General features: G+C 74.9%; 21 protein-coding genes. 13 read left to right on the top strand and 8 right to left on the bottom strand.

What is annotated here, in order from left to right:
- Window positions 1-247 precede the first annotated feature (247 nt).
- From FJK98_RS27250 to FJK98_RS27225, 6 genes are all read left to right on the top strand, one after another.
- Window positions 248-1,078, top strand: a complete 831-nt coding sequence (locus tag FJK98_RS27250) for a DUF4097 family beta strand repeat-containing protein (protein ID WP_145921511.1) — start codon at window positions 248-250, stop codon at window positions 1,076-1,078.
- On the top strand, window positions 1,075-1,692 hold the full coding sequence (locus FJK98_RS27245) for a PadR family transcriptional regulator (RefSeq protein WP_145921510.1): 618 nt from the start codon (window positions 1,075-1,077) through the stop codon (window positions 1,690-1,692). The genes FJK98_RS27250 and FJK98_RS27245 overlap by 4 nt, the downstream gene beginning before the upstream one ends.
- A 101-nt stretch (window positions 1,693-1,793) precedes the next feature.
- Window positions 1,794-2,495 carry a response regulator transcription factor gene (locus FJK98_RS27240; protein ID WP_088646020.1) on the top strand — a complete coding sequence of 234 codons (702 nt, stop codon included), beginning with the start codon at window positions 1,794-1,796 and terminating at the stop codon, window positions 2,493-2,495.
- Window positions 2,492-4,042: a cell wall metabolism sensor histidine kinase WalK gene (locus FJK98_RS27235; protein WP_145921509.1), complete on the top strand. Its 1,551-nt coding sequence runs from the start codon at window positions 2,492-2,494 to the stop codon at window positions 4,040-4,042. The genes FJK98_RS27240 and FJK98_RS27235 overlap by 4 nt, the downstream gene beginning before the upstream one ends.
- An 84-nt stretch (window positions 4,043-4,126) precedes the next feature.
- On the top strand, window positions 4,127-5,749 hold the full coding sequence (locus FJK98_RS27230; protein WP_145921508.1) for a trypsin-like peptidase domain-containing protein: 1,623 nt from the start codon (window positions 4,127-4,129) through the stop codon (window positions 5,747-5,749).
- Window positions 5,750-5,939: 190 nt separating this feature from the next.
- Window positions 5,940-7,049 (top strand): glycosyltransferase family 4 protein, encoded by a 1,110-nt coding sequence (locus FJK98_RS27225; RefSeq protein WP_370517096.1) that lies wholly within the window; start codon window positions 5,940-5,942, stop codon window positions 7,047-7,049.
- A 28-nt stretch (window positions 7,050-7,077) separates the two neighbouring features.
- Here the strand turns inward: FJK98_RS27225 and FJK98_RS27220 are convergent, their stop codons facing one another.
- Window positions 7,078-8,796, bottom strand: coding sequence for a serine/threonine-protein kinase (locus tag FJK98_RS27220; RefSeq protein ID WP_145921507.1), 1,719 nt, complete (start codon window positions 8,794-8,796; stop codon window positions 7,078-7,080).
- A 191-nt stretch (window positions 8,797-8,987) separates the two neighbouring features.
- Here FJK98_RS27220 and FJK98_RS27215 point away from each other — a divergent pair, with 191 nt between their 5' ends.
- The 6 genes from FJK98_RS27215 (at window position 8,988) to FJK98_RS27185 (ending at window position 17,500) form a co-directional block, all read left to right on the top strand.
- Entirely contained in the window at window positions 8,988-9,818 is an 831-nt protein-coding gene (locus FJK98_RS27215; protein ID WP_145921506.1) for a patatin-like phospholipase family protein, read from the top strand.
- The gene (locus FJK98_RS27210) at window positions 9,818-10,837 is read left to right on the top strand and encodes a 1-acyl-sn-glycerol-3-phosphate acyltransferase (RefSeq protein WP_145921505.1); all 1,020 of its coding nucleotides are present in this window, start codon (window positions 9,818-9,820) and stop codon (window positions 10,835-10,837) included. Before FJK98_RS27215 ends, FJK98_RS27210 begins: the two co-directional genes overlap by 1 nt.
- Before the next feature lie 52 nt (window positions 10,838-10,889).
- Window positions 10,890-11,210, top strand: a complete 321-nt coding sequence (gene cutA, locus FJK98_RS27205) for a divalent-cation tolerance protein CutA (RefSeq protein WP_145921504.1) — start codon at window positions 10,890-10,892, stop codon at window positions 11,208-11,210.
- A 1,088-nt stretch (window positions 11,211-12,298) separates the two neighbouring features.
- A complete protein-coding gene (locus FJK98_RS27195) occupies window positions 12,299-15,040 on the top strand; it encodes an SCO7613 C-terminal domain-containing membrane protein (RefSeq protein WP_168222557.1) in 2,742 nt (913 codons plus the stop codon).
- A gap of 113 nt (window positions 15,041-15,153) precedes the next feature.
- Complete coding sequence (locus FJK98_RS27190) at window positions 15,154-16,305, top strand: FHA domain-containing protein (RefSeq protein WP_145921502.1); 1,152 nt, start codon at window positions 15,154-15,156, stop codon at window positions 16,303-16,305.
- Between the two features lie 142 nt (window positions 16,306-16,447).
- Complete coding sequence (locus tag FJK98_RS27185) at window positions 16,448-17,500, top strand: acyl-CoA desaturase (RefSeq protein ID WP_145921501.1); 1,053 nt, start codon at window positions 16,448-16,450, stop codon at window positions 17,498-17,500.
- 63 nt (window positions 17,501-17,563) lie between these two features.
- Here FJK98_RS27185 and rocD read toward each other — a convergent pair whose 3' ends face one another.
- The 3 genes from rocD to FJK98_RS27170 all read right to left on the bottom strand — a co-directional run bounded on the left by rocD (window position 17,564) and on the right by FJK98_RS27170 (window position 20,726).
- The gene (gene rocD / locus FJK98_RS27180; RefSeq protein WP_205789229.1) at window positions 17,564-18,778 is read right to left on the bottom strand and encodes an ornithine--oxo-acid transaminase; all 1,215 of its coding nucleotides are present in this window, start codon (window positions 18,776-18,778) and stop codon (window positions 17,564-17,566) included.
- Complete coding sequence (ddaH, locus tag FJK98_RS27175) at window positions 18,775-19,590, bottom strand: dimethylargininase (RefSeq protein ID WP_194823626.1); 816 nt, start codon at window positions 19,588-19,590, stop codon at window positions 18,775-18,777. Before ddaH ends, rocD begins: the two co-directional genes overlap by 4 nt.
- A 353-nt stretch (window positions 19,591-19,943) precedes the next feature.
- Complete coding sequence (locus tag FJK98_RS27170) at window positions 19,944-20,726, bottom strand: DMT family transporter (protein WP_145921499.1); 783 nt, start codon at window positions 20,724-20,726, stop codon at window positions 19,944-19,946.
- A 157-nt stretch (window positions 20,727-20,883) separates the two neighbouring features.
- Between FJK98_RS27170 and FJK98_RS27165 the strand changes: the two genes are divergently transcribed.
- Complete coding sequence (locus tag FJK98_RS27165) at window positions 20,884-21,690, top strand: Fpg/Nei family DNA glycosylase (RefSeq protein ID WP_145921498.1); 807 nt, start codon at window positions 20,884-20,886, stop codon at window positions 21,688-21,690.
- Window positions 21,691-21,705: 15 nt separating this feature from the next.
- Here the strand turns inward: FJK98_RS27165 and FJK98_RS27160 are convergent, their stop codons facing one another.
- From FJK98_RS27160 to FJK98_RS27150, 4 genes are all read right to left on the bottom strand, one after another.
- Entirely contained in the window at window positions 21,706-22,572 is an 867-nt protein-coding gene (locus FJK98_RS27160; protein ID WP_145921497.1) for an aminoglycoside phosphotransferase family protein, read from the bottom strand.
- A gap of 95 nt (window positions 22,573-22,667) precedes the next feature.
- A complete protein-coding gene (locus FJK98_RS27155; protein ID WP_240762386.1) occupies window positions 22,668-23,414 on the bottom strand; it encodes an endonuclease domain-containing protein in 747 nt (248 codons plus the stop codon).
- 9 nt (window positions 23,415-23,423) lie between these two features.
- Window positions 23,424-23,609 carry a type IV toxin-antitoxin system AbiEi family antitoxin domain-containing protein gene (locus FJK98_RS34400; protein ID WP_240762384.1) on the bottom strand — a complete coding sequence of 62 codons (186 nt, stop codon included), beginning with the start codon at window positions 23,607-23,609 and terminating at the stop codon, window positions 23,424-23,426.
- A 111-nt stretch (window positions 23,610-23,720) separates the two neighbouring features.
- Window positions 23,721-25,091, bottom strand: a complete 1,371-nt coding sequence (locus FJK98_RS27150; protein WP_145921496.1) for an FAD-dependent oxidoreductase — start codon at window positions 25,089-25,091, stop codon at window positions 23,721-23,723.
- Between the last annotated feature and the right edge of the window lie 7 nt (window positions 25,092-25,098).

Below are 25,098 nucleotides of genomic sequence, written 5' to 3'. Positions count from 1 at the left end.
TCCGCGTTCCGCGTGATCGGCCCTCCGCGTTCCGCGTGATCGACTCGCGTGGGCCGATGTTGCGGTGATCGGTAGGCCGGGATACCGCTGGATCGGCCCAGATGAGTGGATCTTGCCGACCGCGGGTCGGTCGGGTGGGGCGGTCGGGTGGGTGACTCGCGACAGTCTTGTTCTATCGCGATGTATCGCGTTACGCTTCCGCCGTGCAGTGGTGCGGCCGTCGGCCGTGACCCCGGAGGGAGACGTCATGACCAACTGGAAGGTCGACAGACCGCAACGGCTCACCATCGAGGAGCCGGTCACCCGGCTCGACGTCCGCCTGGTCACCGGGCGGCTCAACGTGGTCGGCACCGACGGGCCGGCGCGGATCGACGTCACCCGGATCAGCAGTCGGCCGGTCATCGTCGAGCACCGCGACGGCGTCCTGCGGATCGAGCACGAACGCCCGCCCCGCTGGCCCGGGTTCCTCTGGTGGCTCGGGCAGCTCGGCCGCCGGTTCCGGGCCGAGGTGTCCGTCGCCGTCCCCGCCGGCACCCTGGCCGACCTGCACCTGGTCGACGGCACGCTGGTCGCCTCCGGGCTGTCCCGCGACACCACCGTGGACGTCACCTCCGGGCAGATCACCCTGATGGGCCTGGCCGGGCGCACCAACGCGCGGATCGTCTCCGGCCCGGTCGAGGCGCTCGGCGTCACCGGCGACCTCGTCCTGAACACGGTCTCCGGCGAGGTGACCCTCGCCGACAGCGCGGCCGGCCGGGTGCACGCCAACACCGTCTCCGGGGCGATCACCTGCGACCTGGACAACCCCCGGCGCAGCGACATCCGGCTCACCACCATCTCCGGCCCGATCACCGTCCGGGTCCGCGAGGACAGCGACCTCGCCGTCCACCTGCACACCACCTCGGGCCGGATCACCAGCGGCTTCCCCCAGGTCGGCGGCGGGGCCGGCGTCGGCCCGGTCAAGGACAGCCACGGGGTGCTCGGCACGGGCGCGGGTAAGCTCTGGGCGTCCGCGACCTCCGGCAGCATCGCGCTGCTCGCCCGGCCGGTGGACGCCGACCAGGAGGAGCTGCCGTGACCGCCGTGTTCAGCCACGGGCGGCTCCGGCTCTACCTGCTGCGGCTGCTCGACGACGGTCCCAAGCACGGCTACGAGCTGATCCGGCTGTTGGAGGAACGCTTCCTCGGCCTGTACGCCCCCAGTGCCGGCACCATCTATCCCCGGCTGCAACGGCTGGAGGCCGACGGGCTGGTCACCCACACCGCCGCCGGTGGCCGCAAGGTCTACGAGATCACCGAGGGTGGCCGGGCCGAGCTGCGGCAGCGCGCCGACGAGCTGACCGCCCTGGAATCCGACATCTCGGCCTCGGTGGAGGATCTCTCCGCGCTGGCCGGCGAGATCCAGACCGAGGTACGCGGCTCGGTACGGGACCTCAAGCGGGAGCTGCGCGAGGCCACCCGGCAGACCCGGCAGACCCGTTGGGACCGTCCGGCCGCCTCCGCCCCGCCCCGCCCGGCGGCCCCCACCGCCGGTGAACCGCCCCTGCTGGCCGAGTTCGACCAGCGGCTGGCCGAGTTCACCGTCGAGGTCGGGGCCCTGGTCCGGGCCGGCCGGCTCAGCGACACCCAGCTGCGTACGGCGATCCGGGTGCTCGACGGCGCGTTGGACGGGTTGCGTCGGCTGCTGCGGTGACGGCCCCCGGCCGGGCGCTGACCGCCGCCCCGGCCGGCTTCACAGGGTTTTTGCAGGAACCGTCCAGCGCCGACGCAGCGACGTCACGGATGATGGCCAGCATGGCCGCTACCCAGACCGAGGCGCGACTGCTCGTCGTCGAGGACGACCCCAACATCCTCGAACTGCTCTCCGCCAGCCTCCGCTTCGCGGGGTTCGACGTGGCGACCGCCACCAGTGGCAGCGCGGCCCTGCACGCGGCCAAGGACCACCGTCCCGACCTGGTGGTGCTCGACGTGATGCTGCCCGACCTGGACGGCTTCGAGGTCATCCGGATGCTCCGGGAGGGCGGCACGCGTACCCCGGTGGTGTTCCTGACCGCCCGGGACGCCACCGACGACAAGATCCGGGGGCTCACCCTGGGCGGCGACGACTACGTCACCAAGCCGTTCAGCCTGGAGGAGTTGACCGCCCGGATCCGGGCGGTGCTGCGGCGTACGGCCACCGGCGAGCACGCCCCCTCCCGGCTCACCTTCGCCGACCTCGAACTGGACGAGGAGACCCACGAGGTGCACCGGGCCGGCCAGCGGGTGCAGCTCTCGCCGACCGAGTTCAAGCTGCTGCGCTACCTGATGCTCAACGCCAACCGGGTGCTGTCCAAGGCGCAGATCCTCGACCACGTGTGGAACTACGACTTCCGGGGTGACGACAACATCGTCGAGTCGTACATCTCCTACCTGCGCCGCAAGGTCGACAACACCCAGCCCCGCCTGATCCACACCCTGCGCGGCGTGGGCTACGTCCTGCGCAAGCCGGCGGCGTGAATCCGCTCGACGAGGCGAAGGGGCGGCTCCGGAGCGTTCCGCTACGGGTCAAGCTGGTCGCGGCGGTGCTCACCCTGGTCGCCATCGCCCTCGTGGTGATCAGCTCGCTGACCACGTACTTCCTGCGGGAGTACCTGATCGGCCAGGTCGACGACCAGTTGCGCGGCGACACCAACGGGGTGGCGCGGGCGCTCGGCCAGGCCCAGGGCCCGCTCGTGGTGGGCATCCCCACCGACTACGTGGCCGCCCAGGCCAGCCGGGCCGGGGTGGACGGGACGTCGCGCTACTCCGGCCTGCGCCCGGAGGAACTGCCGGAGTTCCCGACCGACTTCGCCGGCTTCTCGGCCCTGGTCGGCGACCCGTTCACCGTCCAGTCCAAGGACGGCCGCACCCGGTGGCGGATGCTCTACACGGACCTCGGCGACGGCCGGATCCTCGCCTTCGGCCAGCACATGACCGACGTCGACCTGGCGGTCAAGCGACTCATCTGGATAGACATGCTGGTCGGTGGGGCGGTGCTGATCCTGCTCGCCTCGATCGGCGCGGCCATCGTCCGCACCAGCCTGAAACCGCTGGTGGAGATCGAACGGACGGCCGCGGCGATCGCCGGTGGTGACCTGACCCGCCGGGTGCCCGACCCCGAGGAGGGGCAGGAGTGCGCCACCTCCGAGCTGGGCCGGCTCTCCCGGGCGTTGAACGCGATGCTGGCCCAGATCGAGGCCGCCTTCACCGCCCGCGCCGCCTCGGAGATGGCCGCCCGTACGGCGGAGGCCGGCGCCCGGGACGCGGCGCACGCCGCGCTGGCGTCGGAGGCCCGCGCCCGGCGGTCGGAGGAGCGGATGCGGCAGTTCGTCGCGGACGCCTCGCACGAGCTGCGGACCCCGCTGACCACCATCCGGGGCTTCGCCGAGCTGTACCGGCAGGGTGCGGCCCGCGCCCCCGAGCAGACCGCCGACCTGCTGCGGCGCATCGAGGACGAGGCGGCCCGGATGGGGCTGCTGGTGGAGGACCTGCTGCTGCTCGCCCGGCTGGACCGGGAACGCCCGCTGTCGCTCGCCCCGGTGGAGCTGCCGGTGCTCGCCTCCGAGGCGGTCGAGGCGGCCCGGGTGGTCGCCCCCGAACGGCACGTCGAGCTGGAGATCGCCCCGGGTTCCGGCCCGCTGGTGGTGCACGCCGACGACGCCCGGCTACGGCAGGTGATCGGCAACCTGATGACCAACGCGTTGACCCACACCCCGCCGGAGGCGTCGGTGACCCTGCGGCTGCGTTCCGAGGCCGGGAACGTGGCCGTGGTGGAGGTGGCGGACACCGGGCCGGGGCTCGCACCGGAACAGGCCGAGCGGGTCTTCGAACGGTTCTACCGCGCCGACGCGGCCCGGACCCGCCGGGCCAGCGGGATCACCAGCACCGGGCTGGGCCTGGCCATCGTCGCGGCGCTGGTCACCGCCCATCAGGGCACCGTCGAGGTGGACGAGACCCCGGGCGGCGGGGCGACCTTCCGGGTCCGGTTGCCCCTGCTGCCCGAGGCGGACGGCGACCCGGAGTGACCCCCTACCGGTCCCGCTGTGACTTTCAGAAAACTTCCAGGCGGGTTCCAGGTGGGTGACAGTGCGACGGGGAAAACTAGGGGCATGACCGAGTTCGAGACCGACCCGCAGCGTCGGCCGGCTGCCCCCGACGCCGAGCCGTCGCACCCCTCCGCCGAGCCGTCCCGCGCCACGCGCGGCGAGTCCGACACCCCCAACACCCCCGGTCAGGCCGCCGGCACCGCGGGGGAGCCGGCCGGCACGGCCAACCCCGGACCGGCGTACGCGCCACCCGCGTCGCCGTACGCGCCGCCCGCCGCCGGATACCCGCAGACCTCGTACCCGTCCGGTGGCGGCGACCAGGCGTACCGGCCCGGCTATCCCGCGTCCACCGGTTACCCGGGTCACTCCCCGGCGGGGCAGTACCCGTCGGCCGGCTACCAGCCCGGCCAGCAGCAGTCCGGGTGGGCCGGTGGCTACCCCGGCCAGCACCGTCCCGGGCAGCCGGGCGTGGGCACCCCGTCGGCCGGCTACCCCGGTCAGCCCGGTGCCGGATACGGCCAGCCCGGCGTGGGTCAGCCGTCCGCCGGTTACCCGGGGCAGGGTGGCCCGGGTGGGCCGCAGCACCCCGGCCAGCCGACTCCGCCGTGGGCGCCCGCCCCCGCACCGCAGGCCGGCAAGGTGGCCAAGTTCGTCGGCGCCGGGGTGGCGGTCTTCGCCCTGATGCTCGGCTCCGGCGTGGCCGGTGGCGCGCTCGCCCTGGCGGTCGACGGCGACCGGGGCGGGATCACCCGCAACTACTCGGCCGCGCCCGTGATCAACAGCGCCGATCTGCCGAAGATCGCCGCCTCGGTGCAGGACAGCGTGGTCTCGATCATCACCGACAGCGGTGAGGGGTCGGGCGTGATCCTCAGCTCCGACGGCTTCGTGCTGACCAACAACCACGTGGTCGCCTCCGCCTCCGGGGACGCCGTCCGGGTGGTCCTCGCCAACGGCAAGTCGGCCCCCGCCAAGATCGTCGGCACCGACCCGAAGACCGACCTCGCGGTGGTCCAGACCAGCGGTCTCGACAACCTCAAGGCGGCGAAGTTCGGCGACAGCGACGCCATGCAGGTGGGCGACCAGGTGCTCGCCCTGGGCAGCCCGCTCGGTTTGCAGGGTTCGGTCACCGCCGGCATCCTCAGCGCCCGCGACCGCACCATCCAGGCCGGCAGCGGCAACGGCCCGCAGCAGTCCCCGCAGGGCGGTGCCAGCTCGATCTCCGGCCTGCTCCAGACCGACGCCCCGATCAACCCGGGCAACTCCGGTGGCGCGCTGGTCAACACCCGGGGTGAGGTGATCGGCATCAACACCGCCATCGCCACCGCCGGGCAGGGCAGCACCGGCAACATCGGCGTCGGCTTCGCCATCCCGAGCAACAAGGCCAAGGACGTCGCCGAGAAGCTCCAGCGGGGCGAGAAGATCAGCCACCCGTCCCTGGGGGTCAGCGTCAACGCGGCCGAGGACGGCGGCGCGCTGGTCGCCTCCGTCGCCGGGGGCAGCGCCGCCGAGAAGGCCGGCATCCAGCGCGGCGACGTGATCACCAAGTTCGGGGACACGGTGATCAACGACTCCAACGATCTGGTCGGCGCGGTGCAGGCCGGCAAGGTCGGCGACCGGGTCCAGGTGACCTACAAGCGAAATGGTGCCGAGGCGACCGCAACCGTGACGCTCGCCGAGACGTCGTAACCACAGACCTGCCTCCTCCGGGCGGCGGGCGGCGGAGCCAAGGGGGTTGGCTCCACCGCCCGCCGCCGCACGCGCCCCGGACGGGCCCCACCCGGCCGGGGCGCGTTTGCGTGTCCGGACAGGGGGAAATCGCCGCCGATCCCGCCGGACACACCTGCCGGACCGGGACAACGGGGGAGGATTCGTGGCAGTGACCCACCGTCCGTCGGAACGTCCGCCGTCCGGGCCGCCGCTGCGGGTCGCGATGCTCGTGCCACCCTGGCTGTCGGTGCCGCCACCCGGGTACGGCGGGCTGGAGCAGGTGGTGCACGGGCTGGTGGACGCGCTGGTCGGGCACGGGCACCGGGTGACCCTCTTCGGGGCCGGCCGGCAGCACGGCACCACCGCCGACTTCGTCTCCACGATCGACGAGTTGCAGTACGACCGGCTGGGCGAGTCGCTGCCGGAACTGGCCCACCTGGCCCGGATCAACCGGCTGGTGTCCGCCGCCGACTTCGACGTGATCCACGACCACACCACGATCGGGCCGCTGGTCGCCGGCCGGCGTGCGGTGCCCACCGTGGCCACCGTGCACGGCAACCCGGTCGGCGAGTACGGGGCGGTGCTCGGCGACACCGACCACGGGGTGGGCCTGGTGGCCATCTCGCACGCCCAACGGCGGGCCAACCCCGCGCTGCCCTGGGTGGGTACGGTGCACAACGCGCTGGACAGCCGGGACGTGCCGGTCAAGCGGGAACCCGGCCGGGGCCCGGTGCTCTGGCTGGCCCGGTTCAGCCCGGACAAGGGCCCCGACACGGCGATCCGGGCCTGCCGGGCGGCCGGCCTCCCGCTCACCCTGGCCGGCAAGTGCAACGAGCCCGCCGAACGCCGGTACTTCGCCGAGGTGGTGCAGCCGATGCTGGGCCACGACGTCGACGTGGTGATGAACGCCGACCGGGAGGCGACCCTGCGGCTGCTGGCCGACGCCCGCTGCCTGATCATGCCGATCCAGTGGGAGGAACCGTTCGGCATGGTGATGGTGGAGGCCATGGCGACCGGCACGCCGGTGGTGGCGCTGCGCCGGGGTGCGGTGCCCGAGGTGGTGGTGGACGGCGTGACCGGGCTGGTCCGCGACGACGCCCGGGAGCTGCCGGCGGCCCTGCGCGAGGTGATCCGGCTCGACCCGGCGGCCTGCACCGCGCACGTGGCCGAGCAGTTCTCCACCGAGCGGATGGCCCACGGCTACGAGGCGGTCTACCGGGCCGTCGCGTTCGGCACCGCCCCGCCGCTGCGCCGGCCCGTCGGGCTGCGTACCCGCTGACGGGCGCGCGGCGGGACGGCGCGGGCGCTCAGACGGTGGTCGCGGCCAGGTCCCGGACGGCGGCGTCGAGCTGCCGGCCGTACGCCGGGGTGATGCCCCCCTCGTCGATGCGGCGGGTGACCTTCTCGCGGAGCGCGGCCACCTGCGCGGGCACGTCGGAGCGGCCCTCGGCGGCGGACCGGGTCAGGTTGGCCAGCACGTTGCGCAGGTCCAGGCCGACGTCCTCGCGGACCTCGCCGGTGCGGACCCCGTCGTCGATCAGCCGGCGCATCCGGTCGGCCGCCTCGGTCAGCCCGCCGCCGCCCTGGCCCCCGTCCGGGGTGGTGGCCGGCGGGCGCGCCGGTGCGGGCGCGGTGGTGGCCCGTCGGGGGGCCGGCGGCGGGGTGGGCTCCGCCGCCGGCTGGGAGGTGCCCGGCGGCGTCGGTTCGGTCGCCGGGGCCTCGGTCCGCCCGGCGACCGGCGGGGAGTGGGTGCCGGGTTCCAGCAGCGGGGCGAGCAGGAGCACCGCCGCCGCGGTCAGCACGACCAGCACCCCCACCGCCACCAACGGGCGGCGCGACGGCGGCAGCAGCTCCGGTTCCGGGGTCCCACCACCCGGGCCGCCCTTGCCGACGTGCCGGCCGCCCGGGGTGCCGGTGTCCGCCGTCGCCGCGGCCCCGGCCCGGCCACCGGCCGCACCGCCGACCCCGGCCCGTCCGGATGCTGCGGTGCCGTCACCGGGGGCCGCTGCGGCGGCTGCGCCGACGCCGGTCACCGATCCAGCTCCGGTCACCGCGCCGACGCCGGCTGCCGCACCGACGACGGCCGGGCCGGTTCCGGCGGCCGGGGTGGTTGGCCGGTCGTCCGGGGCGTCGGACCCGGGGACGGCGGGCAGGGTGACCGTCGGGGCGAGCATCGTGGCGGCCTGCGGGTCACCCGGCAGCAACTGGTCGCGCAGGGCGGTGGCGACCTGGTGCGCGGTCGGCCGTTCGTGCGGGTCCCGGGCCAGGCAGCGCAGGCAGACGTCGACCACCACCGGGGGCAGCCCCGGTACGCCGTCCAGCACCGGCGGTCGCTCGTCGGCGATCGCGGCGGCGAGCTGCTCCCAGGTCTCCGCCGGGTACGGCGGCTGGCCGGTCAGCGTCTCGTAGAGCAGCACGCCGAGGGAGTAGACGTCGGTCGACGGCTGGGCCGGCGCACCGTCCAACCGTTCCGGCGCGACGTACGCCGGGGTGCCGAAGGTGCCGCCGTCCTCGTCGTCGTCGGGGGTGCCGACCTGGGTGGCGATGCCGAAGTCGAGCACCTTCGCGCCGATCCGGGTCATCATCACGTTCGCCGGGGTGATGTCCCGGTGCACGATGCCGAGCCGGTGCGCCGCCGCCAGCGCCTCGGCCACCTGGGCGCCCACCTCGACCGCCTCAGGCCAGGGCAGTGGCCCCTCGCTCAGCCGGTGCTCCAGCTCCTCGCCGGTGAGCAGCTCCATCACCACGAACGAGGTGATCTCGCCGTCCGGGGCGAGCGCCTCGCCGTAGTCGTGCACGGCGGTCACGTGCGGGTGGACCAGTTGGGCGGCCGAGCGCGCCTCCTCGCGCACCATGTCCCGGAACCGGGCGTCGGCGGCCAGCGACGGCGCGAGCACCTTGACCGCGACGACCCGGTCGAGCACCTCGTCGCGGGCCCGCCAGATCACCGACATCCCGCCGGCCCCGATCCTGTCGAGTAGCCGGTACCTGCGGGCCAGCAACCTACCGGCGTTCAGGGCTGCCATCAGTGTTCGCACCTGCCTGGGGTTCGGGGTGGTGTCAGGTTGCGGGAATGTGTCCCCCCTGTCAACGGTTGTCCAGTTGCCCGATGACCCTCCGCAGTGGCGGGTTCGCCCACCGCCACCGGTCCGGAACGCGCGGCGGTGACCAGCGGCTGCGGCACGGCCACGGGCGGTGGCGTGCCAGGATGAACGGCATGAGTGGCGGTCCGGTGGCGTTCGTGCTCGGCGGCGGGGGAGTGCTCGGCGCGGTCGAGGTGGGGATGCTGCGTGCCCTGTTCCGGGCCCGGATCCGCCCCGACGTCGTGCTCGGCACCTCGATCGGCGCGGTCAACGGCGCGCTGGTCGCCGCCGACCCGTCCGAGGCGGTCACCGACCGGCTGGTCCGGCTCTGGGCCTCCCCGGAGGCGAGCGAGGTGTACGGCGACTCGGTCGCCCGGCAGTTGCGCCGCTTCGCCGCCCGTACCCACCTGCACTCGCCCCGGCCGCTGCGCAAGCTGCTGGAGGGGGAGTTGGGGGCGGACACCACCTTCGCCGACCTGAAGGTGCCGTTCCGCTGCTGCGCGGCCAACATCGAGCGGGCCGCCGAACACTGGTTCCACACCGGACCACTGGTGCCGGCGGTGCTCGCCTCCGCCTCCGTACCGGGGCTGCTGCCGCCGGCACAGATCGACGGCCAGCACTACATAGACGGCGGGATCGTCAACTCGATCCCGATCGGCGAGGCGGTCGCCGTCGGCGCGACGCAGATCTTCGTCCTCCAGGTGGGGCGGATCGAACGGGAGCTGACGCCGCCCCGCCGGCCGTGGGAGATCGCTCAGGTCGCGTTCGAGATCGCCCGCCGGCACCGGTTCGCCCGGGAGATGGCCGCCCTGCCCGACGGGGTACGGGTGCACGTGCTGCCGACCGGCGGGCTGGAACCGCGCGACGACAGCCCGTGGGCGTACCGGGACATGGCGGCGGTGGGGCGGCGGATCAGCCGCGCCTACACCGCCTCCCGGCACTACCTGGCGAGCCTGGACCGCTGATGCCGCTGCCCCCTCGGTGGGTACGCCGGCTGCTGTTCGCGCCCGGGGTGATCCTGCTCGCGTTCACGGTGCTGACCACGGTGCCGGTCTGGGCGCTGCTCGCGCTGGCCGCGTCGCCGTTCGTGCCGGGCCGGCTGCGTCCGCTGCGGCTGCTCTGGATCGGCTGTGTCTACCTGGTCTGGGACGCCGCCGCGCTGGTCGCCCTGTTCGTGCTCTGGCTGGCCTCCGGATTCGGCCGGTGGAAGCGCACGCCGGCCTTCCAACGGGCGCACTACGTGCTCGCCGGTTGGTTCCTGCGGGTGCTGTTCTGGCAGGCCCGCTGGACGCTGCGGCTGAGCATCGACGTGGTCGGCACCGACCCGGACACCGCCCTGCCGGGCCGGCCGGAACTGGTGCTCTGCCGGCACGCCGGCCCGGGTGACTCGTTCATCCTGATCCACTCCCTGGTCAACTGGTTCCAGCGGGAGCCCCGGATCGTGCTCAAGGAGGCGCTCCAGTGGGACCCGGCGATCGACGTGCTGCTCAACCGCCTGCCCAACCGGTTCATCGCCCCCGGTGACGGGCGGGGGTCGGCGGTCCGGCAGATCGGTCACCTGGCCACCGGGCTGGACGACGACGACGCCTTCGTGATCTTCCCGGAGGGCGGCAACTTCACCCCCGGCCGGCGGCTGCGGGCCATCGCCAAGCTGCGCGCGCTCGGCCTGGAACGGATGGCGGTCCGCGCCGAGCGGATGCAGCACGTGCTCGCCCCGCAGCCCGGTGGGGTGCTCGCCGCCCTGGACGCCGCGCCGGAGGCCGGCGTGATCTTCGTGGCGCACACCGGTCTGGACCGGATGCTCACCGTCGCCGACGTGTGGCGCGAACTGCCGATGGACAAACGGATCGTGATGCGGTTCTGGTCCGTGCCGCCCGAGGACGTCCCGACCGGCCGGCAGGAGCGGATCGACTGGCTGTTCGACTGGTGGGACCGGATCGACAGCTGGATCGCCGACAACCGGGACAGCGTGACGGCCCGGTGAACGTACCGTGACGGTCGACCGGTTCACCGCCGTTCCCGCGTAAGGTGCGCAGGTGGACCAGATCTGCGTGGTGACGACGGTGGTGGACTCGCGCTCCGTCGCGGACCTGATGGCGGCCGCCGCGGTGGCCGGGCGACTGGCCGCCTGCGCCCAGGTCGGCGGCCAGGTCGACAGCACGTACTGGTGGCGGGCCGGGGTGGAGACCAGCACCGAGTGGTCGGTGCAGTTCAAGACCGCCCCCGACCGGGCCACGGCGCTGGTCGCCCAGATCCGGGCCAACCATCCGTACGAGGTGCCCGAGATCCTGGTCACCCAGGCCCGCAGCGGCGACCCGGCGTACGCCGCCTGGGTGCACGAGAACACCCGTACCTAGGTACGGGCACTCTGGCCTCCGGTTGCCGCCCACCGGCAGGATGGCCGGGTGCAGAACACCGGTTACCCCTGCCCCCGCTGCGGAGCACCCGCCGAGCTGACCCGTGGGTGCGCCGGCTGCGGGCTCGGGCCGTACCCGCCCGCCGCCGAGGTGGTCCGGTTGGACCGGGAGATCGTCGCCCTCGGCCGGGAGGTCGAGCGGGCCCGGCAGGCGTACCAGGGGCTCGGCTCCCGACTGCTCGCGGCGCAGCGCCGACGGGCGGAGCTGGCGGCCCGTATCCGCCGGGAGATCCCCGCGCCGGTCCCGGTCGGCGCGGCGGTCCGTCCACCCGCGCCGGCCGCACCTCCCGCCACGCCGGCCGGCCCCCCGGTCGCCACGCCGGCCGGTCCGGTCGCGCCGCCGGTGCGCCCGGGGAGGCCGATGTCGCCGGGCGCGTTCGCCGGGCCCGTGCCCCCGCAGGACACCCCGGGTCGCCCGGAGACGTCCACCCGGACGATCCAGTGGCTGCTGTTCGTCCTCGGTGGCCTGCTGCTCGGCACGGCGGCGGTGGTCTTCACCGCCGTCGCCTGGGCCACCGTCGGGGTGGCCGGCCGGGCGCTGATCCTGGCCGCGTTCACCGCGCTCGCCCTGGCGGTGCCGCTGGTGGCGAAGTGGCGTGGCCTGCGCGGCACCGCCGAGACGTTCGCCGCCGTCGGCCTGCTGCTGGTAGTCCTCGACGGGTACGCCGCCTGGTCGGTGAACCTGCTCGGCACCGCCGACTGGCCGGGCACCCGCTACGCCGCCCTGGTCGCCGGCGTCAGCGCGGCCGTCGCCGCCGGGTACGCCCTGCTCAGCAGGCTCACCGTGCCGTGGTTCGCGGCGCTGTTCGTGGTCCAGCCGGTGCTGCCGCTCGCGGTCGCGCAGTCCCGCCCGGGAGCCACCGGCTGGACGCTGACCTTCCTCGGGGTGGCGCTGCTCGACCTCGCGGTGGTGGTCGTGCTGCGCCGCCGCTCCCCGGCCCCGGCCGGGCCCGATCCCGCCGCTGTGGCTCCGGCCGCGGCGGCGCCACCCGCGGCGGCTGTAGCCGTCGCGGGTCCGGGGGAGGGGTGGTGGTGCCCGCCGGGGGGTCGGGCACCACCGTCGCCCCGGCGGACGGGGGTCCGGCGGCCGGCGGGGGGCCGGTCGCCGGGCCGTCCGGTTCCGTGCTCGCCGGCCGGGTGCTCGGCTGGCTCGGCTTCGGCGGCGCGCTGACCGTCGCCGCGAGCTGTGCCCTGGTGCCGCTGGCGCTGGGCCGCGCCGGCGGTCAGCCACTGCTCGCCGGCCTGCCGTTGCTCCTCGTCGGCCTGGTCCTGGCCGGCGCGGCCCGGGTCGCCGGAGCGACGGTGTTCCGGCAGATCACCGCCGGGCTGCTGGTGCCGCTGCTGGCCGTCGCGGTGCTGCGGCCGGTGGCGGAACTGCGGGCCGGGTTCCTGCTGCTCGCCGTCGGCCTGGTGGCCGCCACCCTGGCCGGTGCCGTCCGGCTGCTGCCGCAGCGGCACCGCACCGGCCCCCGGGTCGGCGCGCTGCTGGTCGCGGGCGGTGCGGCCCAGGTCGTCGTGCTCGCCACCGGGGCCGTGGCGGCGCTCGCGGTGGACCGGTCGCTGCCCGCCTGGCAGGGCGCCGCCGCCGGACCCGACCTCGCCTGGGGCTGGCAGTTGCCGCTCGTCGTCCTGCTCACCACCGGCGCCGGTCTCCTGCTGCTGCCGAGGGCGGCCCGCCCGGTGACCGTACTGCTGGCGGTGGTGGTCACGGCTGCGGCACTGCCGGCGGTGACGGTCACCCCGTGGCCGGCCACCCTCGCCGTCGACCTGGTCGTCGGGGCGGCGCTGCTGCCGGTCGCGGTGCTGCGCGGCCGGCGCGCCCCGACCGTGCTGGTCGGCGCGGCGGGGGCCACGGTGCTGCTCGGGCACGGCCTGCTGGTGGCCTCGGCCGCCCCGGCCGGGATGCTGGTGGCGCTCGGGGTGGTGCTGGTCGCCGGGCTGGTGGTGGCACTGCCCGGCCGCCCGGCGAGCGCCGTCGCGGGCCGGGTCGCCGGGGTCGCGCTGACGGTCGCGTTGCTCACCGTGCCGGCCGGCGCGGCGGTCGCGTCGCGGGCCGCCGGGGCACCGGCCTGGTGGCAGTCGCGGGCCGGGTTCGTCGCCGCCGTGCTGCTGCTGGTCCCGCTGCTCGCGCTGCGTCGTCGCCGCCCCGACCTCGACGGGTACGCCGGCACCGCGCTCGCCCTGGCGCTCGCCGCCGTGGTCGCGCCCACCGTCGTACCCGGTGGGGAGCCGCTCGCGCTCTACGCGGCGCTGGCGGTCGTCGCGCTGGTGCCGGCCGACCGGCGGACCGCGCCGGTGACCCCGGGCCGGGTGGTCGGTGCGGTGCTGGCCGGCCTGGCGCTGGTCGCCGCCGCGCCGGTGACCCTGGCCGCGCTCGCCGCCCCCTACGGCGGGCCGGTGCGACCCTGGTCCGGGGCGCCGACCGGGGACGGGCCTACCGGTGCCCCCGTGGTCGGGGCGGCGCTGCTGGTCCTGGCCGGCACGGCCGCGCTGGTCGTCCACCGGCACACCGGTGACCGGTCCGGGGCGGCCGTCGCCGCGCTGCCGTTCGGGGCGGCGGCGCTGCCCGTGCTGCTGCTCGGCGCGGACGCCCCCTGGCCGGTGGTGCCGGCGGCGGTGCTGCTCGTCGGGGTCGCCGCCCTGCTCACCGCCACGCTCACCGGCCCGGCCCCGTCCGCCGCCCCGGGCGGGGCTGTTCCCCACGGAACCGAACAGGGCCAGGCCGCTCCCCACGGGACCGCCCCGGGTGCTCCCGGAGCCGCCGCGGCGGCACCGGCCCACCGGCGCGGCCGGGCGCTGCTGGTGCCGGTGACCACCCCGATCGGTCTGCTGTGGACGGCCGCCGGCCTGGTCGGGCTGCTCGCCACCCGGGCCGGCACGCTGGCCGGGCTCGCCCTGCTGGTGGTCGCGGCGGCGGTGGTAGGCGCGGTCGGCCGGCGGGCCGGGGTACGGCTGCTGGGCTACCTGACCGCCGTCGCGGCGGCCACCGGGTTCGCGCTCACCGCGCCCCTGGCCGCCGGCCTGCCGACCCGGACGGCCGGTTTCCCGGTGCTCGGGGTGGCGGTGGCGGTGCTCCTCGGCGCACCCGCGCTGGCCCGGCGCGGCTCGTTCACCGTACGGGCGCTGGAGGCCGCCGCGCAGGCGGTGGCCGTGCTCGCCCTGCTGCTCACCGTCGGCGCGATCCGGTACGCGGCCGTGATCTGCGTGCTCTGGGGTGCCGCCGCCGCACTGCGGGTGCTGTACCCGGGCCGGTCGGCCGGCCGGCGGTGGGCCTTCGGGGCGGTGGCCGGCGGCAGCGAACTGCTCGGGGCGTGGCTGCTGCTGATCAGCGGCGAGGTGGTGCTGCTGGAGGCGTACACCCTGCCGGCGGCCGGGTTGACGCTGCTGGCCGGCCTGCTCGCGTTGCGGGCCCGACCCGGGTTGACCAGTTGGCTCGCCCTCGGCCCGGGGCTCGCCGCCGGGCTGCTGCCCAGCCTGGTGTCGGTGCTGGTGGCCGCCGACCCGCAGCCGTGGCGGCGGCTGCTGCTGGGCGGCGCCGCCCTGGGCGTGGTGCTGGTCGGGGCGGTCCGGCGCTGGCAGGCCCCGGTGGTGCTCGGCGGCGGTGCCCTCGTCCTGCTCGCGGTGCACGAACTGGTCCGGGGTTGGGACCTGCTGCCCCGCTGGATCTACCTGGCCGTCGGCGGGCTGGCGTTGATCACCCTCGCCGCCACCTACGAGCGGCGTCGGCGCGACGTGGCCCGGCTGCGCGCGGCGGTGGGCCGGATGGGCTGACCCGGGCACCGGTAGGGTCGTGCCAAGGCAGCGCCTGTTCACCCCGGCGGGCAGGTGCCGACCGGGCCGGCGGTGGCGGCCCGGCAGATCGACGACATCCTCCGGAGCGCGCGATGAGATTCGAGATCAGCAAGGTGCTGGACGCCATCGAAGGGCGGGTCTGCACCGACCCGTCCCTGGCCCGAGCGGTACTCGACCTGGCCGAGGTGATCCGCTACCAGGATCTCGACGGTGGCCGCCCGGCCAGCCTGCTGCGGCTCGGCATGGTGATCGACGCGCTCTCCCGCGAGCTGGCCGAGGACAGCGTCCCGGTCTACGCGATCGTGCACCGGGCGCTGCTCTCCGACGCCGACCTCACCTCCAACGAGCGGATGGTGGTCCGCCGGTGGGCCGACGACGGTCTGGTCGAGGTGCTCGACAACCCGGGTGACCGGATGCTGGAGGTGGCCGACCTGCTCGGTCTGCCGGTGGTCAGCAGGGTCCGCTTCGACGGCCTGCGCGGCCGGTTCCCGTGGCTGGTGGAGCAGCCGGGACGGGTCGTCGCCCCGGTGCCCGGCGCGGGCGGCCCGGCCTTCGTCGCGCACGTCGGGGGCGGGCACACCCCGGTCGAGGGCGACCGTTCCCCGGTCGGCGGGCAGTTGCTCGCCCGCAAGTGGCGCTGCCCGGAGCCGGGCTGCGCGCTGTTCGGCGGCGGTGGGGGCGGTGGGGCGTTCGCCGACCTGGCCCGGGTGGACCGGGCCCCGGCCGGTCAGCCGCCGCCCGCCCTGCGCAACGGCGTGCCGACCTGCCCCCGGCACGGTGCCCGGCTCTCCGACGCCGGGCCGCGTCCGCGCAGCGAGGTGCTGGCGATCCGGATCGGTGGCCTGATCCGCCGCCGTTTCGTCCTCACCGAGGACGAGCCGGTGACGGTCGGCCGGGCCCCCGAGGAGACCGGGGGCGTGATGCTCGGGCAGTGGCTCAACGACGAGGCGCGGCGCTGGATCAGCCGGGCGCACGTCCGGTTCGAGCTGCGCGTCGGCGAGGTCATCGTCACCGACGTCAGCACCAACGGCTCCGGCATCAGGCCGAACGGCTCGATGACCGAGGCCGACCGCGTCCCGCTGGCCCCGAAGCAGTCCCGGGTGCTCGGCGGCGCGGACATGGTGGAGCTGTACCCCGGGGTGCAGGTCGGCCGGGCCCGGGAACTGCCCACCGGGGCGGCGTTCACCCCGACGTCGGTGATGGCCGAGGCGCCCACCATGGCGATGCGGCTACCGCGCAACTGACCCCTACCGACCGCGGCCGGTAGGGGTAGCTCCACCCTGGACTGGGGGCTGACAAGGATTGTCCAGTCTCATCTATGACGCCAGGCTTGGTGACGGAAGGCCGCCCATCGGGTGCGGCCGCGACACCGGAGGGTGCCATCAGATGAGTTCCTCGACGTTGGCAGCGTCGACCGCCCGGCGGGGCAGCGACTATGCGCGCCTGTCCCGTAGGGTCGCGGAGGCGGGGCTGTTACACCGGCGTCCCGGTTGGTACACGGCCTGCATTGTCGGGACCCTGGGTACCTTCCTGGCCGGTTGGGTGCTGGTCGCGATGGTCGGCGACTCCTGGTGGCAGTTGCCGCTGGCGGTCGTGATGGCAGTGGCCACCACCCAGGTGGCGTTCCTCGGGCACGACGCCGGGCACCGGCAGATGTTCCGCCGACGCGGCCACAGCGAGGCGGCCGGCCTGATCGCCGGCAATCTCGCCGTGGGGCTCAGCTACGGCTGGTGGGTGGACAAGCACAACCGGCACCACGCCAACCCGAACCACGCCGACGAGGACCCTGACGTCGGCGCGGGTGCGCTGGTCTGGACGCACGAGCAGGTGATGGCGACCCGGGGCTTCGGTCGGTGGATGGCCCGCCGGCAGGCGTTCCTGTTCTTCCCGCTGCTCCTGCTGGAGGGGCTGGCGCTGCACGTGGCGAGCATCCGGGCCCTGACCGACCGGGAGCCGGGCGGCGGGTGGCGGGTTCCGGTGCGGCACCGGGCCGTGGAGGCCCTGCTGCTCGTGGCGCACACCGTCGGCTACGTCGGCCTGCTGCTGGCGGTGATGTCGCCGGTCAAGGCGTTGCTGTTCGCCGTCATCCACCAGGCGCTCTGGGGCCTCTACATGGGGTGTGCGTTCGCCCCCAACCACAAGGGCATGCTGATGCCCACCGACGAGGACGACCTCGACTACCTGCGCAAGCAGGTGCTCACGTCCCGCAACGTCTCCGGTGGCTGGTTCGTGGACCTGGCGCTGGGCGGCCTGAACTACCAGATCGAGCACCACCTGTTCCCGAACATGCCCCGGGGCAACCTGCGCCGGGTCCAGCCGCTGGTGAAGGCCTACTGCATCGAGCAGGGCATCTCGTACGCGGAGACCGGGCTGATCGACTCGTACCGGCAGGGGCTGGCGCACCTGCACGAGGTGGGCCGGCCGCTGCGCGAGGGCTGAGTCGACGCACCGGCGCAAGGGCGCCGGGACCGCGACGGTCCCGGCGCCCTTGCGGGTACGACCTCAGCCGGCCAGCACCGCGGCGAGCTGCGCCACCGCGTGGTCGATCTCGTCGGAGGTGATCACCAGCGGCGGGGCCAGCCGGATGGTCGAGCCGTGGGTGTCCTTGGCCAGTACGCCCCGGTCCATCAGCCGCTCGCACGCCTGCCGCCCGGTCATCAGCGCCGGGTCGATGTCGACCCCGGCCCACAGCCCGCGTACCCGCACCGCGACCAGCCCGCTGCCGAGCAGCCCCGCCAGCCCGGCGCGCAGCCGCTCGCCCAGCTCGGCGGAGCGGCGCTGGAACTCCCCGGTGGCCAGTAGCCGGACCACCTCGGTGGCGACCGCGCAGGCGAGCGGGTTGCCGCCGAACGTGGAGCCGTGCTGGCCCGGCCGGAGCACACCGAGCACGTCGGCGTCCGCGGCGACGGCGGAGACCGGCACGATGCCGCCGCCGAGCGCCTTGCCGAGCAGGTACATGTCCGGTACGACGCCCTCGTGGTCGCAGGCGAAGGTGCGCCCGGTCCGGCCCAGGCCGGACTGGATCTCGTCGGCGATGAACAGCACGTTGCGGTCGGTGCAGGCCCGGCGTACGCCCGGCAGGTAACCCTCCGGCGGCAGGACCACGCCCTGCTCGCCCTGGATCGGCTCCAGCAGCACGGCGACGGTGTTCTCGTCGATCGCCGCCTCCAGTGCCGCCAGGTCGCCGTAGGGCACCACGGTGAACCCGGGCGTGTACGGCCCGAAGTCGGCGCGGGCGTCGGCGTCGGTGGAGAAGCTGACGATGGTGGTCGTCCGGCCGTGGAAGTTGCCGCCGGCGACGATGATGTTCGCCTGCCCGGGGGCGACCTTCTTGACCTGGTAGCCCCACTTGCGGGCCACCTTGATGCCGGTCTCCACCGCCTCCGCGCCGGTGTTCATCGGCAGCACCAGGTCCTTGCCGCAGAGCGCGGACAACTCCCGGCAGAAGTCGGCGAACTGGTCGTGGATGAACGCCCGGCTGGTCAGGGTGAGCCGGTCGAGCTGCTCGTGGGCGGCCCGGATCAGGGTCGGGTGCCGGTGGCCGAAGTTCAGCGCCGAATAGCCGGCCAGGCAGTCCAGGTAGCGCCGACCGTCCACGTCGGTGAGCCAGGCCCCCTCGGCGGAGGAGATCACCACCGGCAGCGGGTGGTAGTTGTGCGCGGTGTACCGCTCCGCGTCCCGGACGGCGGACGGGGTCCGCACCATGTCCTCGATCACTGGCTCGCCTTTCCCTGACGGATTCGCAACGTGCAGCACTTCGGTCCGCCGCCGGCCTTGCGCAGCTCGGACAGGTCGACACCGATGGTCTGGTAACCCCGGTCGCGCAGCTGCGCGGCCAGCCCGGTGGCCTGCGCGGGCAGCACCACGTGCCGGCCGTCGCCGACCGCGTTGAGGCCGAGCACCTCCGCGTCGGCCATGCCCGCCCGGACCGCGTCCGGGAAGAGCCGGCGCAGCACCGCCCGGCTGCCGGGGGAGAACGCCTCCGGCAGGTACGCCACGGTCCGCTCGTCGAGCACGGTCAGCGCGGTGTCCAGGTGGTAGAAGCGCGGGTCGACCAGTTGCAGGGTGACCACCGGGTAGCCGAAGACCTCCTGCAACTGGGCGTGTGAGGCGTGCGCGGTGCGGAACCCGGTGCCGGCGAGCAGGTGGTCGCCTACCAGCAGCACGTCCCCCTCGCCCTCGTTGACGTGCTTCGGGTCGTACACCTCGAAGCCGGCGGCCTCGAACCAGGCCCGGTAGGCGGGGGCCTCGTCGGCGCGCTGCGGGTCGCGGAACTGCACCGCCATCGCCCGGTCGCCGATGACCGTGCCCCCGTTGGCGGCGAAGACCATGTCCGGCAGGCCGGCGACCGGGTCGATCAGCTCGACGGTGTGGCCGAGGTCGAGATAGGTGCGGCGGAGCTGCTCCCACTGCCGGATCGCCAGGGCGGCGTCGACCGGCGCGGTCGGGTCCATCCACGGGTTGATGGCGTAGTCGACGGCGAAGTACGTCGGCCGGCACATCAGGAAGCGCTGGCTGGTGGCGTCCATCGTCATTGTCCTGCTCCCGAGGTCGGGCGCGCCCGGCCTCCGTGGCCCACGGGCTGGCGCCGTGGCTCAACGGTATGCGGCCCGGCCGTGCGACAACCACCGCCGAGACTTGCGTCCGGCGGTGGTTCGTTGCGTGTGGCCCAACCGCGACGGCGATCCGTTGCGTGGCGGCGTACGGCGAAGGGGCCGCCACCCCGGCGGGAGATGACGGCCCCTGTGCGCTTCGGTGGCGGCGAACCGCTGCCCCCGAGGTGGGGTGCCCGGCTGGTGAACCACCAGAGCTGGTCGGGCGGTGCCGGCGAGCCGGCTGGTCCAACGTCGCCGGCGAACCGCCGGCGGGGTCAAATGTGCCCTCAGAACCGGTCGACAAACTGTGAGTCAAGCCACTCCCGGAACCGGGCCACCCAGTCGCCGTCGGTGGTCGGCCAGTCGAACTGACCGGTGAAGGCGAGCACGCCGAGCACCACCGCGGCCAGGCCGACAAGCACGCCGACCAGCGCGTCCGTGGTACCGGCCACGTGCCGACGCCGGGTCGCGATCAGCCCCAGCACCGAGCAGACCGCGCCGAGCGCGCCGAGGGCGATGCCGTACCCGGCCAGCGTGCCGGTGAGCACGAACGCCGCGCCCACCACCGAGACGATCAGACCCAGGGTGGCGAGCAGGCTGGTCCTCGGCTTCGGCCCGGCCACCACCGGCGGCTGCGGGTCGGCCCCGTCGGTGTCCACCCGGTCGCCGGGGCGGGTGCCGGCGGGCGGGGGCGGCGGAACGGGCGTCCGGTCCCGGTCGACCGGCCGGTCCGGCACCGGACGCGGCGCGGGGTCGGTGACCCGGATCGGGTCGGTCGGCGTACGCGGCTCGTCGTCGATGGTGGTCGACCGGGCGGCGGCGGCGCTCCGGGTGCCGTCCACGGCGCTGCGGGCGGTCGCCGCCCGCGCCAGCGCGCCGCGCTCCGCCGCCCGCCGCTCGTCGTCGGCGTCGCGTTCGCCGTCGGTGGCCAGCGACCCGCTGCGGTACGTCGCCCGGTCGGCGTCCCGGTCGGTCACCACGGGCTGCCCGTCACGCGCGTCGACCACCCCGTCGCCGTTGCTGTCCTGCGTCGCCGTCCGGCGGCGCAGGAGGGAAGGAACGTTCACCATCACACCTCCTCGTCGATGCGTGCAGCCCTCGGAAGGGTCGGTGGCCGGCACGCGGGAACACCCCGGATGTACCCCGTCCGTCGATCGACCACACTCCGGGCGACCCGGACGGCACCGTCGTCGGCGGGGCCGGGGCGGCGGGCTACCCTTGGCACCCGTGCCAGAGGGACACACCATCCACCGTCTCGCGGCCCGGCACGCCGAGCTGTTCGCCGGCGACAAGGTCACCGCCAGCAGCCCGCAGGGCCGCTTCACCGAGGGCGCCGCGCTGATCTCCGGCAGCGTCCTGCACGGCACCGAGGCGTACGGCAAGCACCTGCTACACCACTACGCCGACGAGCGCACCCTGCACGTCCACCTGGGCCTGTACGGCAGGTTCACCGACGGCGACGGCGAGCCGCCCGTACCGGTGGGGCAGGTCCGGCTGCGACTGGCCAGCGACGGGCACTGGCTGGAGCTGCGCGGACCCACCGCCTGCGAACTGCTCACCCCGCCCGAGGTGGCGGCGTTGCGCGGCCGGCTCGGCCCGGACCCGCTGCGCGCCGACGCCGACCCCGACCGCGCGTACGCCCGGATCGGGCGCAGCCCCACCCCGCTCGCCGCGCTGCTGCTCGACCAGTCGATGGTGGCCGGCACCGGGCTGATCTTCGTGACCGAGGTGCTGTTCCGGGCCGGCCTGCGGCCGACGCTGCCCGGCCGGGCGCTCACCCCGGCGGGCTGGACGGCGCTCTGGACCGACCTGGTGGCGCTGATGAGCGTGGCGGTGACGCACGGCCGGATCGACACCGTCCGCGACGCCCACCTGCCCGAGGCGATGGGCCGTCCCGCCCGGGTCGACCGGCACGGCGGCGAGGTGTACGTCTACCGCCGCGCCGGCTCCCCCTGCCACGTCTGCGGCGGCCCGGTCAGCCGGGGCGAGCTGGCCGGCCGCAACCTCTACTGGTGCCCCACCTGCCAACGCTGACCCGGGCGGGGGCGCCTACGTGCCGTCGACGAGCCAGCGGGCCACCTCGACCTGGTTGGTGAAGACCGTGTCGCCGTCCAGGCTCCAGGCCAGGCAGTGCGCGATCGTCCAGCCGACCACCCGGTCCCGGTCGAGGCCGAGCGCCCCGGTGACCCGGTCCAGCCGCCGCCGTACCGCCCCGGGGGAGTGCCCCAGCTCGGCCCCGCGCACGATCGGCACCACCGCGAACTCCCGCTCACCCAGCAGCGGCTTCGGGTCGATCACCAGCCACGGTTCCCGGGTGGCCCGCAGCACGTTGCCGGCGTGCAGGTCCTGGTTGACCAGCACCTGCTCGCCCTGGGTGTCGACCAGCCGGTCGAGCTGGTCGAGCGCCGCGTCGACCAGCCGCCGCCCGTACGGCCGGCCGGCACCCTCCCACGCCTCGGGCAGCCGGTGCCGCCAGCCCATGGCTTCCTCGGCGAGCGGGGTGAACGGCCCGGCCGCCCGCCGCCACAACCGGGGCAGCAGGCCGGCCACCACGTCCACCGCCTCGTCGGCGGGCACCTCGTGCAGCGGTGAGCCGGGCCGGCACCGCTCCACCAGCAGCGCCCGCCGCTGCGGGTCGTGGGCGAGCAGCCGGACCGCCGCCTCGCCGTCCCAGTGCGCCAACGCGTCGGCCTCGTGCCGGCTGTCCGGGGCCGGGTACTGCAACTTCAGCACCGCCGGGGTGCCGTCGGGCAGGTCGGCCGGCATCGCCAGCGAGGCGAACGCGTACGGGAAGGGCGGCCCGAGCCGCAGCGACCACTGCTGCGCGCACTCGTCCCGCCACCGGGCCAGCGTGGCCAGCCACTCCCGCCCCTCCGGCGTCTGCCGCACCCACGACAACCCCGCCGGAATCTCCACCGACCCATTGTGGCGACCGTGAAGAGTTGTTGCTGCCCCGGCGACCACAGCTCGCCACGAACGAACGCGTCGAGCCGCCCGGAGAGGCGGGACGGTCAGGGACGCCAGCCGGCGGCGGTCAGCGCCGCGCGCAGTTGGGCCGCCACCTCGTCGGGGCGGTGGCGGACGTCGAAGGCGGTGAACCGCAGGATGCGGTCCCCGGAGATCCACACCCCGTTCTGCCGGCGCAGGTCGGCCGCCCACTGCCGGACGTCCATGTGGTGTGCGCCGTCGACCTCGACGTGCAGGCCCCACTGCCGCCAGTAGGCGTCCAGGTAACGCACGCGCCCGTCCGCGTCCCGCCGGCGTTCCTGCAACTCCGGGCGGGGCAGGCGATGGCGACGACAGAGCCGGACCAGATCGATCTCGGACAGTGCCTCTGCCCCGCCGGCCAGGTCGCCGATGGTCCGCCGGATCAGGGCCGCCCGGCGCAGTCGGGGCAACCGGCGGGCCACCGCGTCGAGTTCTCCAGGGGTGACCCGCCGCTGCTGGCAGCCGGCCGCCAGTACCGCCTGCGCATCGTCGTCGCCGCGCATCCACTGGGCGGCGTCGAGGAGCGACCTGGCCATCGTGGTGCGGTCCGGCCGGCCCCGCTGCCGGTCGTCGTCGGTGAGCTGCCGGGTCCGTCGTACCCGCACCGCCGGCATGCCGAGGGGCAGCCGACGCAGCAGGTCAGGGGCCTGCCGTTGGTACGGGATCAGCACGTCCACCGCTTCGTGCCGCCAATGCCCGCGCAGGCCCCCCGCCTGCGCCGCCGCGAAACCAGCCAGGACGGCGTCGGTACCGGCGGCCAGCACTGCCACCCATCGTGCCTAGTCGACGGTCACCGGGCCACCGCCGGCCCGCAGGATGCCCCGGCACACCCGTTCCCACCGGCCGGTGGCCAGCAGGTGACGGACCCGGGAGGGGGTGAGTTCGGCGGTGGCCTGGGCCCAGCTCACCACTCCGGCCTGCGTGAAGAGCAACCAGTCGAGGGCGGCGGCATCGTCGCCAGGCATCCGCATCCGACGAGCAGACCATACTTTGTGGAGAGTTCTTGTCGCCCTGGCGACAAGAACTCTCCACAAAGTGACGCCTACCGGCGAGGCAGTGATACGGGGTGGTGGGTTTCAGCGGCCGAGGGCGTCGACGGCCTTGCGGGCGGCGATCAGCACCGGGTCCCACACCGGCGCGTACGGCGGGGCGTAGCCGAGGTCGAGGGCGGTCATCTCGTCCACCGTCATCTCGTTCCACAGCGCCACGGCCAGCGCGTCGATCCGCTTCGCCGCCTCGGAACGGCCGACGATCTGCGCGCCGAGCAGCCGACCGGTGGGCCGCTCGGCGATCAGCTTGACCGTCATCGACTGGGCCCCCGGGTAGTAGCCGGCCCGGTTCGTCGACTCGGCGATCACCGAGACGAACTCGAACCCGGCCGCCGTGGCGTCACGCTCCCGCAGCCCGGTACGCCCCACCTCCAGGTCGCACACCTTCGTCACGGCGGTGCCGATCACCCCGGGGAAGGTGGCGTACCCGCCGCCGATGTTGATCCCGGCGACCCGGCCCTGCTTGTTGGCGTGGGTGCCGAGGGGGATGTGCACCGACATGCCGGTGACCCGGTGCAGGGTCTCCACGCAGTCGCCGGCCGCCCAGACGCCGGGCACCCCGGGCACCCGCATCCGACGGTCGACACGGACCCCGCCGGTCCGGCCGAGCGGGAGGCCGGCGGCTGCGGCGAGCGCGGTGTTGGGGCGTACGCCCAGGCCGAGGACCACGACGTCGGCCGGCACCGGGCCGGTGGAGGTGACCACCGCGGACACCCGGCCGTCGCGCTGCTCGACCCCGCTGACCGTGACGCCGGTACGGATCTCGACGCCCAGCCCGCGCATCGCCTCGGCGACCAGGCCGGCCATGTCCTCGTCGACGGTGGCCATCGGCTGCTCGGCCCGTTCGACCAGGGTGACGGCGAGCCCGCGTTGGATCAGCGCCTCGGCCATCTCCACCCCGATGTAGCCGCCGCCGACCACCACCGCCCGGCGGGGCGTCGGGTCGGCGTCCAGCCAGGCCCGCAGCGCCGCCGCGTCGTCGAGGGTCTGGATGCCGAAGATGCCGTCGATGTCGCCGTCGGCCCAGTCGGGCTGGTTGGGCACCGAGCCGGTGGCGTACACCAGGGTGTCGAAGCGTTCGCGGACCTCGCCGCCGTCGTCGAGTCGGCGGGCGGTGACCTCCCGGCGGTCGAGGTCGATGCCGGTGACCTCGGTGCGCAGCCGTACGTCGATGGCGAAGTCGTCCCGGAAGGTGGCCGGGTCGCGGGCGATGAGCGCGTCCCGCTCCTCGACCAGCCCGCTGATCCAGTACGGGATGCCGCACGCCGAGTACGACGTGAAGTGTCCCCGCTCGAACGCCACGATCTCCAGGTCGTCGACGCCCCGGCGGCGACGGGCCTGGGACGCCGCCGCCATGCCGGCGGCGTCCCCACCGACGACGACCAGCCGCTCTGTCACGACGCCC

Source organism: Micromonospora sp. HM134 (assembly GCF_007833915.1).
GTDB classification, from domain to species: Bacteria; Actinomycetota; Actinomycetes; order Mycobacteriales; family Micromonosporaceae; genus Micromonospora; species Micromonospora wenchangensis.
The sequence above is the reverse complement of the archived record's forward strand: the minus strand, read 5'-3'. Positions and strand labels throughout refer to the sequence as shown.

Bases quoted from the DNA above. Each gene is read 5' to 3' on its own strand.
- FJK98_RS27170 (WP_145921499.1), bottom strand. From the start codon at position 20,726: ATGGTGAACGTTCCTTCCCTCCTGCGCCGCCGGACGGCGACGCAGGAC.
- FJK98_RS27210 (WP_145921505.1), top strand. From the start codon at position 9,818: ATGCCGCTGCCCCCTCGGTGGGTACGCCGGCTGCTGTTCGCGCCCGGG.
- FJK98_RS27190 (WP_145921502.1), top strand. From the start codon at position 15,154: ATGAGATTCGAGATCAGCAAGGTGCTGGACGCCATCGAAGGGCGGGTC.
- FJK98_RS34400 (WP_240762384.1), bottom strand. From the start codon at position 23,609: ATGCCTGGCGACGATGCCGCCGCCCTCGACTGGTTGCTCTTCACGCAG.
- FJK98_RS27215 (WP_145921506.1), top strand. From the start codon at position 8,988: ATGAGTGGCGGTCCGGTGGCGTTCGTGCTCGGCGGCGGGGGAGTGCTC.
- FJK98_RS27250 (WP_145921511.1), top strand. From the start codon at position 248: ATGACCAACTGGAAGGTCGACAGACCGCAACGGCTCACCATCGAGGAG.
- ddaH (WP_194823626.1), bottom strand. From the start codon at position 19,590: ATGGACGCCACCAGCCAGCGCTTCCTGATGTGCCGGCCGACGTACTTC.
- FJK98_RS27230 (WP_145921508.1), top strand. From the start codon at position 4,127: ATGACCGAGTTCGAGACCGACCCGCAGCGTCGGCCGGCTGCCCCCGAC.
- FJK98_RS27220 (WP_145921507.1), bottom strand. From the start codon at position 8,796: ATGGCAGCCCTGAACGCCGGTAGGTTGCTGGCCCGCAGGTACCGGCTA.
- FJK98_RS27185 (WP_145921501.1), top strand. From the start codon at position 16,448: ATGAGTTCCTCGACGTTGGCAGCGTCGACCGCCCGGCGGGGCAGCGAC.
- FJK98_RS27240 (WP_088646020.1), top strand. From the start codon at position 1,794: ATGGCCGCTACCCAGACCGAGGCGCGACTGCTCGTCGTCGAGGACGAC.